Here is a 12029-nt window from a genome sequence, read left to right as displayed (position 1 = left end):
GGACGCGCGGTTTTGCCGCGCTATCCTCTTCGGAAGCGATCATCCGGAGAGGTTCATGTCCGACACGCAGCCAGACCAGCCGGAACCTTCTTCAACCGATCTCCCGATGGAGGCGGTGGAGGAGGTTCTGCGCGAGCAATACGGGCTTTCCGGACAGGTCTTCCCGATCGAGGGGCGGCAGAATCCTTATTTCCTGATCGACAACGGCCATATGCGCTACCTTCTGAAGATAGCGCCCGCCGACGCGCCTCTCGAGGAAATCGAGGCCGAACATGCGCTGATGCGCCATATCCTGCGTGAACCCGACGGCCCGCACGTTCCCGAGCCCGTCGCTACGAAGGATGGCGCGGATACGATCGTACTGCCGCTTGGAGGCGAGGACCGGCGCATCCGCCTGCTGACCTTTATCGAGGGCACCTCGCCGCCGGCGGATGAAAAGCTGTCGGAACAGGCGGTCGCCGCCTTCGGCTCGATCGCCGCCACGCTCGCCAGGAATCTCGAAGGCTTCGAGCACCCGGTCCTGGACCGGGAGCCGGAGAACGACCTGCGCAAGGCAGGTCCGCAGACGGTTTCGCTCCTCTCCACCGTCAGCGATCAGGAAATCCGCGACGTGATCGCCAAGGCCATGGTGACGATGCTGCGGCGCATCCAGCCGCTCGCACCGGACCTGCGCACAGCGGCCGCACATCAAAGCCTCGACGCCGATGCCGTGGTCGGCGATGTCGCGGATGGTTTCTGGCTGCCGACCGGGGTGACGGATTTCACCGGCATTTCGAGGGGCTGGCTGGTCGCAGGCCTCGCCAATACCTGCGCCTATCTTCTGTCGAACCAGGAAGGCGACCCGTTCGCCCTGCTGCCGGCGATCCGCGCCTATCACGACATGCACCCGCTCACCTCCGTCGAGTTCGAAGCGCTCTGGCCGCTCGTCGTCGCCCGCACAGCGCTTCTCGCCGCCAAGGCCGAGAACAGGCGCGTCCAGCTCCCCGATGACCGTCAGGCTGAGGAGGAGGCGGAAAAGCGCCGCATGCTCCTGGATAGGGCGACCGAAATCTCTCCGGCACTGATGTTTGCGGCGATCCTCGATGTGGCGGGACTGACGAAACCGCTGCCCGACATTGGCCGTCTGCTGCCCGGCGTCGATCCCGACAGCATCCGGCTCGTCGATCTGAGTGTCACGAGCCCGCTTCTCTACGGCGGCAACTGGACCGACCCGGAAAACGACTGGAAACTGCTTGCCCGCATCGCGTGGGAGACCGGCCGCGGGAGCACGCGCTACGGCGAATACCGCCTGTCGAAGACGACCGCCGATCCGCAGCGGGAGCCGGAGAGCTTCTCGCTCCATATCGACGCCTGCGTGCCGGCCGGCACGGCGGCGGTCGCGCCCTTTGCGGGGACGCTTCGGAGCACCGGCCCGCGGCTTGTTCTCGCGGGCCGCGACCTCACCCTGCATATCGAAGGCCTGGACTGCATCGCAGCCGAGGATACGGAACTCGAGGCGGGAGACCCGCTCGGACAGGTCGCCGGCGCCGAAAATTCGGTCGGCGGCCTGCGCCTGCGCTTCTGCCGCGATCCGGATCTCGTGCCGCCGCTCTTCTGCGTCGCCGACAAGGCCGGAACATGGTCGAAGCTGTGCCCCTCGCCGTCGGCTCTGCTCGGCTTCGATGCGGATGCGCCGGCGCCGAAACACCTCGGCCAGCCGGTCCGCGGCTGGAAGGAGTATCTTTTCGACGCGGCAGGCCGCACCCGTTTCGATCTTGCGGAGAATGCGCCGTTGATCGGCCATGGCCATTCGCAGATCGCCGTCGCGGCCTACCGCCAGCTTCTCGTGCTGGACGCTGCGCTCTCCGGCCCGTCCGAAGCCGAGCAGCTCCTCACGCAGCGCCTCCGGGAACTGGCTCCGGAAGGACTGGAGGCCGTGCTTGTCCTGCCGGGATATCGCGAGGCGCTGGATTACGCCCTGAAACTAGCCCGCTCGCATACCGGAAAGAACGATATCGTTCACCTCAACGGCCCCTTGCCGGAGATGGCCGGTGATGCGGCAATCCTCGGGACCGGAAGCATCCAGGACGCGACGGCCGCGCTCGAAGACGACGGCAAGGCCGGATTGCTGATTTCCGGCTTTCCGGATTCCGTCGACAGTCTATCCGAAGCGATCGACGCGCTTGCCCGGAATGAAGGTCTCCTCATCGCCGAGGAGACCCGCACGGGATGGGGAAGGCTCGGCCATCACGCCTGGGGCTTCGAGGCACGGAACCTCTCACCCGACATCGTCATCGCAGGCCTCTCAGGCGGGACGATCGGGGTTCTGTTCACACGCGAGAATATCGCGGCCGAAAGCGAGGCCCTGCCCCGGATAAACCCGGTCGCCTGCGCGACCGCAGCCGCGATCCTCGACGTCTGCGAAGAGGAAGCGCTCCGGGAAAATGCCCGCCTTGTCGGCGATCACCTGAGATCGGCCTTTGAAGAGCTTGCAACCCGTAGCCCGGCAATCCGCTCCATCCGGGGCATGGGGCTTTGCCTCGTTCTCGAGTTCGCGGATGATGCGGCGGCAAGTGCCATTCATGGCGGTCTGGCGCAAAGGGGTATTTTCACCACCTGGCATGGCCATGCCGAGCTGCTGATCGCGCCGCCGCTTTGCTTCAGCCGGGAAAGCGCCGACCTGCTCGTGGCTCGCCTCGAAACGCTTCTCTCGGAAAGTTGATCTTGCCTTCCGGCTGGAATTTTCAGAGGCGATCCTTGCGCCGGCCCAAACACCACCTATTTAAACCGGGACGGACGATGGCCGCGAATGTGCGAACGAAATTTCACAATTCCGCCTTCTTCCTGTCATCGGTAAGAAAAAAATTCTAGTTATACCGATTTTCATTGATCGCGCTGTGGGACTCGCTTACAGACGGTCATGGTTCGACCGGAGTGAGTCCGATCGATTTTCGCGCAACACCATGAGGGAGAGTGACATGTCTGAACCTGTTATCGTCGCCGCCTTCGGTGAAGGTGCGTCCAAAATGATTGGCACGGATCGCCGCTCCCTTCCGTGCTGTCGAATGTAACGCTTTCGGTTCAATCGTTCCTGAAAATTTCATTCGCCAAAGCTGCATTCAAGCGGCCATTGCGGGAGTCTGCCATGCAGAAGCAAGTTATTGAATTCGGCGGGGAGCCCGTCGGTATTGTCATCCCGGACGAGGATCGGCTGAAGTTCATCGCCGTCAAATTCCACGTCATCGATCTCGACGAGCGGCGCTTCAATTCCGCCGACGAAGTGCGCCTCGCTATTCGCGATCTGGTGCGCTCGCGCAACCTCGCGCCGACGGCGCATGTCTGACACTTTTTGAAACCCCTGAAAAAGCCGCCTCCGGGCGGCTTTTTCATTTGGTTGCTGCGATAAGGAATCAGAACGCGGTGAACGTGATCGTCGTCAACGACCGCTCGATGCCGGGAATTGCCGCGATCTTCTCGTTCACGAACCGGCCGATTTCATCGTTTTCCTTGATATAGACCTTGAGCAGCAGGTCCCAATCGCCGCTGGTGGAATAGAGTTCGGACACGAGTTCCGTCTTGTAGATGGCATCGGCAACCTCATAGGTCTTGCCGGGCTTGCAGCGGAGCTGGACGAAAATGGGTTTCATCGGACGTCTTCCCGTCGGTCGGATCGCCTTTTTGCGATCATGATGGATATGAAACGACTATTGGCCGATGCGGCCGCCGTTCGCAAGCCGCTCCTTCTCGATCTCCATCGTGATCCAGCTCCGGAAGGCGGCAAGCGGCGGATAGGTGGCGCGATCCGGAGGATAGGCGAGATAGTATTGCCCCGTCTCCATCCCCTCGGCTTCCACGGCAGGCACCAGAAGGCCCCGTTCCAGTTCCCGGCCGATCAGGAAGCGCGGCAGAAGCGCCGCACCAAGGCCCGCGGCGGCGGCCTCCACCATCGGCATGAACTGGTCGAACAGCATGCCGTGCAGCGCATCGAAAGCGATCCGGTTCGTCTTGAACCACTGTTCCCATGCGTCGGGCCGCGTATTGAGATGCAGAAGCGGCGCCTTCAGCACGTCCGCGGGCGTTTCGAGGTCGTGCCGCAGCCTGAACTCGGGGCTGCAGGCCGGCAGCACGTCCTCGTCCATCAGGAAGGTGAGCGCCGCGCCCGGCCAGCGCGCCGCGCCGAAATGGATCGCCGCATCCAGCGTATCGAAACGAAAATCGAAGGGCTCCAGCCGCGTGATCAGGTTCACCACCATGCCCGGATGGGCATCGAGAAAATGCCTGATCCGCGGGGTCAGCCAGCGGGTGCCGAAGAACGGCAGGATGGCGAGGTTGAGCGTGCCGCCGGCGGGATTGGCCCGAAGGTTGAGAGAGGCATTGGAGATGCGGCGAAGCGCCTCCCGCACCTCGCGGGCATAGGTGTCGCCGGCGATCGTCAGGCGGATCGTCTGGCGCTCGCGCAGGAACAGCGCCACGCCGAGCTGCTTTTCGAGCGCCGATATCTGGCGGCTGACGGCGCTTTGGGTGAGGCCGAGCTCGTTCGCCGCCGCCGTGACGCTGCCGGTGCGTGCCGCCGCTTCGAAGGCCGCCAGAAGCGAGAACGAGGGAAGGAAGCGCCGGGGCGGCAGCATGTCATTCCTCCGGCGAATGACCTGTTGAGAACATGTCGATATTCATCGATAACAGCCCTCTGTAAAGAGTTGGTGAGTGCTGCCTCCGGACAATCCATCATGCTGAACGATCCCCGCTCTCACGGCCTCTGGGAAAAGACCGCGCCCCCGCCGCCGCCGGCGCCGCGGCTGGAGGAGGGCGTTTCGGCCGATGTGGTGATCGTCGGCGGAGGCTACACGGGTCTTTCGGCGGCGCTGCATCTGGCCCAAGCCGGCGTCGATGTCCGGCTGCTGGAAGCGGCGGAAATAGGCTTCGGCGGCGCCGGCCGCAATGTCGGCCTCATCAATGCCGGCATGTGGGTGATGCCCGACGACTTTCCGAAGGAGCTCGGCCCGGTTTACGGTGAGAAGCTGCTCGATCTGCTCGGCAACGGCCCCTATCTCGTCCGCGAGCTGATCGAGAAGCATGGCATTGCCTGCGAGCTCGAAAAGAACGGCACCCTGCATTGCGCCGTCGGCCCGGGCGGCATGAAGGAACTGGAGGAACGCGCGAGGCAGTGGCAGAAGCGGGGTGCGCCGGTGACGCTTCTCGACCGTGCCGAGACCGAGCGGCGCATCGGCACCAGGGCCTATGCCGGTTCCTTGCTCGACATGCGCGCCGGCACGCTGCAGCCGCTCGCCTATGCCCGCGGCCTGGCGCATGCGGCCGTCAAAGCCGGCGCGAAACTTCATACCGGCAGCGCGGTGACCGGTGCCGGCGAAGCGAATGGCCGGAAAGTCGTGAAGACGGCCGAGGGAGAAGTCTCCGCCGACTGGATCATCGTCGCGACCGACGCCTACAGCACCGGCCCCTGGGAAACCGTGCGCCGCGAGCAGGTGCATCTTCCCTATTTCAATCTCGCCACGGCGCCGCTCGGCGACAATCTGCGCCGATCCATCCTGCCTAGCCGCGAAGGTTGCTGGGATACCAGGGAAATCCTCTCCTCCTTCCGGATGGACCAGGCGGGCCGGCTGATCTTCGGTTCGGTCGGCGCGCTGCGCGGCACGGGCACGGCGATCCACAAGGCCTGGTCGCGGCGATCCCTGAGGCGCATCTTTCCGCAGCTCGGCGGCGTGGAATTCGAGGCCGAGTGGTACGGAAAGATCGGCATGACGGACAACGCACTCCCGCGCCTCCACAGGTTCGGCCGCAAGGTGATCGGCTTTTCGGGCTATAATGGCCGCGGCATCGCGCCCGGCACGAGTTTCGGCAAGCTCCTGGCGCGCCATATCCTCGGCCACGTGGCCGAAGCCGACCTGCCCTTGCCGTTCACCGAGCCGAAGGAACCGGGCTTGCGTGCGCTGAAGGAAGCCTATTACGAGGCGGGCGCGCAGTTCGCCCATTTCGCCGGCGAGCGGTTCTGATTGTAAAACCGCCGCCCGATTTCTAAGATTGACCGAAATTCGATACCGGAGACTGACATGACGCTCGCCACTCTCGATCTCGCCGCTGAGGTGAAAACTATTCTGGGCGGTCTCGGCGTGAAGGCCGAAAGCTATACGGGCGGCACGCTCGCCGTCCGCTCGCCGATCACCGGCGCGGAGATCGGCAGGCTGCCGGAAGAGACGCCCGCCGGCGCCGAAAAGGCCATCGAAGCGGCCCACGAGGCCTTCCTCGAATGGCGGCTGGTGCCGGCGCCGAAGCGTGGCGAGCTGATCCGCCTGCTCGGCGAGGAACTGCGCGCCGCAAAGAGCGCGCTCGGCCGCCTCGTCTCGATCGAGGTCGGCAAGGTCACCTCGGAAGGTCTTGGCGAAGTGCAGGAAATGATCGACATCTGCGATTTCGCGGTCGGCCTCTCCCGCCAGCTCTACGGCCTGACGATCGCCACCGAGCGCGCCGATCACCGCATGATGGAAACTTGGCATCCGCTCGGCGCGATCGGCATCATCTCGGCCTTCAACTTCCCCGTGGCCGTCTGGTCGTGGAATGCGGCGCTCGCGATCGTCTGCGGCAATTCCACTGTCTGGAAACCCTCCGAAAAGACGCCGCTGACGGCGCTCGCCACCCAGGCGATCTTCGACAAGGCGCTTGCCCGCTTCGTGGCCGACGGCGGCAAGGCGCCGAAGAACCCCTCGACCCTCCTGATCGGCGGCCGCGAGGTCGGCGAGGTGCTGGTCGACCACGAGAAGGTTCCGCTGGTTTCGGCCACCGGCTCGACCGCCATGGGCCGCGCCGTCGGGCCGCGGCTGGCGCAGCGTTTCGCCCGCTCGATCCTCGAACTCGGCGGCAACAATGCCGCAATCGTGGCGCCTTCCGCCGATCTCGATCTGACGCTGCGCGGCGTCGCCTTCGCCGCCATGGGCACGGCCGGCCAGCGCTGCACGACGCTTCGCCGCCTCTTCGTGCACGACAGCGTCTACGACGCCTTCGTGCCGCGCCTCACCAAGGCCTACCAGTCGGTCTCGATCGGCAGCCCGCTCGAAAACGGAACGCTCGTCGGTCCGCTGATCGACAAGACGGCCTATGACAGGATGCAAAAAGCGCTGGAAGCCGCCAAGAGCGAGGGCGGCAAGGTGACCGGCGGCGAGCGCGTCCACCAGAACGAGGCTGCCGATGCCTATTACGTACGCCCGGCGATCGTCGAGATGCCGGACCAGGCAGGGCCGGTGAAGGAAGAAACCTTTGCGCCGATCCTCTATGTGATGAAATATTCGAGCTTCGACGAGGCACTGGCGCTGCACAACGACGTGCCGCAGGGCCTTTCCTCGTCGATCTTCACCAACGACATGCGCGAGGCCGAGACCTTCGTCTCCGCCCGCGGTTCGGACTGCGGCATCGCCAACGTCAATATCGGCCCGTCCGGCGCCGAGATCGGCGGAGCCTTCGGCGGCGAGAAGGAAACCGGCGGCGGTCGCGAATCCGGCTCCGATGCCTGGAAGGCCTATATGCGCCGCGCCACCAACACGCTGAACTACGGCCGCACCCTGCCGCTGGCGCAGGGTGTCAAATTCGATATCGAATGATGACGGCCGGCCCGCTGAACCTCCTGACCGACATCGAAGGCGTGGCCGTCGGCCATGCGACCGATCTTGCGCTCGGCTCCGGCGTAACGGCAATCGTTTTCGACGAACCGGCGATTGCTTCCGGCTCCGTGCTCGGAGGCGCGCCGGGCGGGCGGGATACCGCGTTGCTCGACCCGTCGATGACCGTGCAGGCGGTGGACGCCTTCGTTCTCTCCGGCGGCTCGGCCTTCGGGCTCGACGCGGCGGGCGGGGTGCAGGCGGGCCTGCGCGAGATCGGCCGCGGTTTCCAGGTCGGATCGGTGCGCGTGCCGATCGTGCCGCAGGCGATCCTGATGGACCTGCTGAACGGTGGAGACAAGGATTGGGGCCTGCATTCGCCCTATCGGGAAATGGGCTACGAAGCCTTCAGGGCGGCGGGGGCGGGACCGTTTGCGCTCGGCACCGTTGGCGCCGGCACCGGGGCCACGACCGCGACCTTCAAGGGCGGCATCGGCTCGGCAAGTGCGAGGACTTCGGCGGGTCATAGCGTTGCGGCGCTGATGGCCGTCAATGCCATGGGGTCGGCGACGGTAGGCGATGGCCCGCATTTCTGGGCGGCCCCTTACGAGCAGGACGGAGAGTTCGGTGGACTCGGCCTGCCGGAAAAATTCACCGAAGGCCATTCGGCGCTCAGAATGAAGGGCGTCAACCTGAAAGCCACCACGATCGGCGTGATCGTGACCGATGCGGCGCTCACCAAGGCGCAGGCACATCGCCTGTCGATCATGGCGCATGACGGGCTCGCCCGTGCCGTGCTGCCGGCGCATCTGCCGGGCGACGGTGATACGATCTTTTCCGCCGCCACCGGCGCAAGGCCGCTCGGCGACATGACCGCCTTTGCCGAACTCTGCCATCTGGCGACACTGGTCACGGCTCGCGCGGTGGCGCGCGGCATCTACGAAGCAACGGCTCTGCCGGTGCCGAATGCGCAAGCCGCATGGCGCGATAAGTTTTCTTCGCCAGCTAAATAGTTTTCAGGGCCGTTTCCACCCGTGACCAACCCGCTTCACCGGGAAGGCCGATGCGCAGATCGTGCGGCCGCTCCTCGAAACGCCGCGTGATGATGCCGCGCTCGCCGAGATGCCGGTAGATAGCCTGCGCACGCGGATCGCGGATGAAGCGGAAGAGCGACGTGCCGCCCGCGACCGCAATTCCAGCTGAGATCAGCAGCACGTCCAGCCGTGCGGCATCCTGTTCCAGCTTCGCTCGCGTCGCTTGCCGCCAAGGGACATCTGCCAGCGCCTCGCCGGCCACATGCAAAGCCGGACCGGAAACGGCCCAGGGGCCGAGCCGACTCTCGATCTTCGCGATGATATCCGGATGCGAAATCGCAAAACCGAGCCTTAGGCCCGCCATGCCGTAAAACTTGCCGAAGGAGCGCAGGACCAGAAGACCTCCTTCATCGACCATGTCGGCCATGCTTTCGGCCTCGGACACCTCCATGAAGGCCTCGTCCACGACCAGAAGACCGCCCTTCGCCCGCATCGCGGCCGCAAGCGTGAGGAGATCGCTCTTCGGGACGATGCGGCCGGTCGGGTTGTTGGGATTGACGACGACGGCGAGATCTGCGGAGGCCAGCCGGTCCGGATCGTCCGTTTCGATGACGCCGAAGCCGGCCATTTTCGCGGCACGGGCATGTTCCGCATAGGTGGGCGACAAAACCGCCGCCGAACTCCCGCTTCGGAGAAGGCCGGCGATGATCGGCAACAGGATCTGCGTGCCCGGCCCCGCCGCGACATGCGCCGCCGACGGTGCGCCATAGGCATTGGCTGCGATCGCCTTCAGCTCTTGCGCCAAAGCCGGCTCCGGCAGTCGCGCGAAGGCATTGCCGGGGATTGGCGAATGCGGATAGGAATGCGGGTTGATGCCGGTCGACAGGTCGATCCACGGCTCGGGCGCCTGCGGAAACAGCGCCCGTGCTCTGGCGAGATTGCCGCCGTGCCGGATCGGATCGCTCGCTTCATCACGAACCTCAAGGCTTGCCACCGCTAATGTTCCTTCTCGCATTCGCCGCGCTGATCGTGGAGCGCATATTCGGATACCCGGATTGGCTGTTCCGGGCGATCGGCCATCCGGTCACCTGGTTCGGCCGGCTGATATCCCGGCTCGACAGGGACTGGAACCGCGAGGCCGACGATTTCGCGGCCCGCAAGCGCATGGGCGCATATGCCCTGCTGACACTGCTCGGCATTGCGATCGCGGCCGCGCTGGCCGTCGAATACGGCCTGTTGACGCTGCCTTTCGGTCCGGTCCTGCTGGTCCTGATTGCAGCCAGCCTTCCCGCCCAGAAAAGTCTCGAAAGCCATGTCGAGGCGGTTGCCGATGCGATGAAACATGGCGGGCTCGAAGCCGGCCGGAAAGCAGTCTCGATGATCGTCGGCCGCGATCCGGAAAAGCTGGACGAGGCCGCCGTCTGCCGCGCGGCGATCGAAAGCCTGGCGGAGAATTTCTCCGACGGCGTCGTGGCGCCCGCCTTCTGGATGGGTGTCGGCGGACTTGCGGGCGGAGCCGCCTACAAGGCGGCCAATACCGCCGACAGCATGATCGGCCACCGCAGCCCGCGCCACGAAGCCTTCGGCTGGGCTGCTGCGCGTTTCGACGACCTGATCAACCTGCCTGCCTCGCGGCTGAGCGCGCTTCTTTTCGTCATTGCGGCTCTTTTCATCGACAAAGCCTCGCCCCGGAATGCCATCAGGGCCGTGTTGCGGGACGCCGGATACCATCGCTCGCCGAATGCCGGCTGGCCGGAAGCGGCGATGGCCGGCGCGCTCGGCATCGCTCTGGCGGGACCGAGAAGCTATGGCGGGCAGATGATCGAGGCACGCTTCATGGGCGAGGGCGGCCGGACGGAACTGACCCATGACGATATCCGCCGTGCGCTGAAGCTCGCCCGCGCGGCAGACGCGCTGCTGATCGGCCTTTTCGGCCTGCTGGCATGGATCATCTGGCAAGTCTGAGCAGTCCGTCGAGATCGAGATGCTGTTCCATATGGCCGGCAAGCCGGTCCAGCACCTCCTCCACGCCGGCTTCGTAGTCGAGGCCTGAGGCCGTGCCCCCCAGCCGCATCAGCCAGGCGGAGCGTTGCCGGTCGTCGGCGAACAGGCCGTGCAGATAGGTGCCCCAGACCCGGCCATCGGCGGAGCTCGCGCCATCCGCCTCGCCGCCGATCATCGAGAAGGGCCGGGCGCAATCCGCGCCAACTGTTCGCCCGACATGCATTTCGTAGCCGGCCAGGGAAACTCCGTCGAAACTGGTGCCGGAAACCGCCTCCAGCCGCTTGTCGGCGGAAAGAACCGTCTCGACATCGAGCAGACCAAGCCCTTCCACCGATCCGGGAGGGCCTTCGATGCCGTCCGGATCGGAGATTTTCTTTCCAAGCATCTGATAGCCGCCGCAAAGTCCGAGAACCCGCCCGGCGCGGCGGACATGCGCGGCGATATCGACGTCGAAACCGGCGGCTCTGAACGCAGCCAGATCCGAGATCGTCGCCTTCGAGCCGACCAGCAGAACGAGATCGCAATCGCCGGGGATCGCCTGACCTGCGCGGACCCGAACCAGCTCCACATCCGGTTCGGCTTCGAGCGGGTCGAGATCGTCGAAATTCGAGATATGCGGCAGGATCGGCACCGCGATGCGGATCTTCGCTCCGGTCTTGAGGGCAGAAGGACCATTCAGCCCGAGCGCATCTTCCGCCGGCAGCCGCGCGGCATCGGGAAAATGCGGCAGCAGGCCGATCGATCGCCAGCCGGTCAAGTCCCCGATCATTCGCATGCCGTCCGCAAACAGGGCCGGGTCGCCACGAAAACGGTTGACGATGAAGCCGCGGATCATCGCCGCATCGTCCGGATCGAGCACCGATTTCGTGCCGGCAAGGCTGGCGATCACCCCGCCGCGATCGATATCGCCGATCAGCACGACCGGCACGTTGGCGGCACGCGCGAAACCCATGTTGGCGATATCGTTTTGGCGCAGGTTGATTTCGGACGCGCTGCCGGCGCCTTCCACGAGCACCAGATCGGCCTGGCTGCGGAGCAGATCGAAGCTTTCCAGCACCCGCGGCATCAGCTTCGGTTTGAGCTGCTGGTATTCCGCCGCTTTGGCATTGCCTTCCACCCGGCCCTGCACGACGACCTGTGCGCCGACTTCGCTCTGGGGTTTCAGCAGGACCGGGTTCATATGGACGCTGAGCGGCACTTTCGCAGCGCGCGCCTGCAGCGCCTGTGCCCGGCCGATCTCGCCGCCATCCGCCGTCACCGCCGCATTGTTCGACATGTTCTGCGGCTTGAAGGGCAGGACCTTCAGGCCGCGCAGGGTGAAGGCGCGGGCAAGCCCGGCCACCACCAGCGACTTGCCCACATCCGAGCCCGTTCCCTGAAACATGAGAGATCGGGCAACCATCGC

The 12029-nt window shown here is 65.1% G+C and carries 10 protein-coding genes; 6 read left to right on the top strand and 4 right to left on the bottom strand.

Going from position 1 to position 12029, the window contains the following annotated elements:
- Nucleotides 1-55: 55 nt before the first annotated feature.
- Entirely contained in the window at nucleotides 56-2701 is a 2646-nt protein-coding gene (locus QTA58_RS09865) for an aminotransferase class III-fold pyridoxal phosphate-dependent enzyme (RefSeq protein WP_289672632.1), read from the top strand.
- A 423-nt stretch (nucleotides 2702-3124) separates the two neighbouring features.
- A complete protein-coding gene (locus tag QTA58_RS09860) occupies nucleotides 3125-3322 on the top strand; it encodes a hypothetical protein (RefSeq protein ID WP_085421504.1) in 198 nt (65 codons plus the stop codon).
- 67 nt (nucleotides 3323-3389) lie between these two features.
- Here QTA58_RS09860 and QTA58_RS09855 read toward each other — a convergent pair whose 3' ends face one another.
- Both QTA58_RS09855 and QTA58_RS09850 read right to left on the bottom strand, forming a co-directional pair.
- A complete protein-coding gene (locus QTA58_RS09855; RefSeq protein ID WP_085421505.1) occupies nucleotides 3390-3626 on the bottom strand; it encodes an Lrp/AsnC ligand binding domain-containing protein in 237 nt (78 codons plus the stop codon).
- 57 nt (nucleotides 3627-3683) lie between these two features.
- Nucleotides 3684-4607: a LysR family transcriptional regulator gene (locus QTA58_RS09850; RefSeq protein WP_289672631.1), complete on the bottom strand. Its 924-nt coding sequence runs from the start codon at nucleotides 4605-4607 to the stop codon at nucleotides 3684-3686.
- A 99-nt stretch (nucleotides 4608-4706) separates the two neighbouring features.
- Here QTA58_RS09850 and QTA58_RS09845 point away from each other — a divergent pair, with 99 nt between their 5' ends.
- From QTA58_RS09845 to QTA58_RS09835, 3 genes are read left to right on the top strand one after another with little or no spacing between them, the layout of a single operon-like run.
- Nucleotides 4707-5990, top strand: coding sequence for an FAD-binding oxidoreductase (locus QTA58_RS09845; protein WP_289672630.1), 1284 nt, complete (start codon nucleotides 4707-4709; stop codon nucleotides 5988-5990).
- Between the two features lie 57 nt (nucleotides 5991-6047).
- Nucleotides 6048-7589: an aldehyde dehydrogenase family protein gene (locus QTA58_RS09840; RefSeq protein ID WP_289672629.1), complete on the top strand. Its 1542-nt coding sequence runs from the start codon at nucleotides 6048-6050 to the stop codon at nucleotides 7587-7589.
- Nucleotides 7586-8599: a P1 family peptidase gene (locus QTA58_RS09835; RefSeq protein WP_289672628.1), complete on the top strand. Its 1014-nt coding sequence runs from the start codon at nucleotides 7586-7588 to the stop codon at nucleotides 8597-8599. Before QTA58_RS09840 ends, QTA58_RS09835 begins: the two co-directional genes overlap by 4 nt.
- On the opposite strand, the gene cobD is transcribed toward QTA58_RS09835, so the two are convergent.
- On the bottom strand, nucleotides 8592-9614 hold the full coding sequence (gene cobD / locus QTA58_RS09830; protein WP_289672627.1) for a threonine-phosphate decarboxylase CobD: 1023 nt from the start codon (nucleotides 9612-9614) through the stop codon (nucleotides 8592-8594). The genes QTA58_RS09835 and cobD overlap by 8 nt on opposite strands.
- Nucleotides 9615-9619: 5 nt before the next feature.
- Between cobD and cbiB the strand changes: the two genes are divergently transcribed.
- Nucleotides 9620-10585 carry an adenosylcobinamide-phosphate synthase CbiB gene (cbiB, locus tag QTA58_RS09825; protein WP_289672626.1) on the top strand — a complete coding sequence of 322 codons (966 nt, stop codon included), beginning with the start codon at nucleotides 9620-9622 and terminating at the stop codon, nucleotides 10583-10585.
- Here the strand turns inward: cbiB and QTA58_RS09820 are convergent.
- Nucleotides 10569-12026 carry a cobyric acid synthase gene (locus QTA58_RS09820; protein WP_289672625.1) on the bottom strand — a complete coding sequence of 486 codons (1458 nt, stop codon included), beginning with the start codon at nucleotides 12024-12026 and terminating at the stop codon, nucleotides 10569-10571. The two genes, cbiB and QTA58_RS09820, sit on opposite strands and share 17 nt — an antisense overlap.
- Nucleotides 12027-12029: the final 3 nt, after the last annotated feature.

Source organism: Neorhizobium sp. CSC1952 (assembly GCF_030378245.1).
GTDB classification, from domain to species: domain Bacteria; phylum Pseudomonadota; class Alphaproteobacteria; order Rhizobiales; family Rhizobiaceae; genus Neorhizobium; species Neorhizobium oryzae_A.
This window is presented reverse-complemented; position numbering and strand designations above follow the sequence as displayed.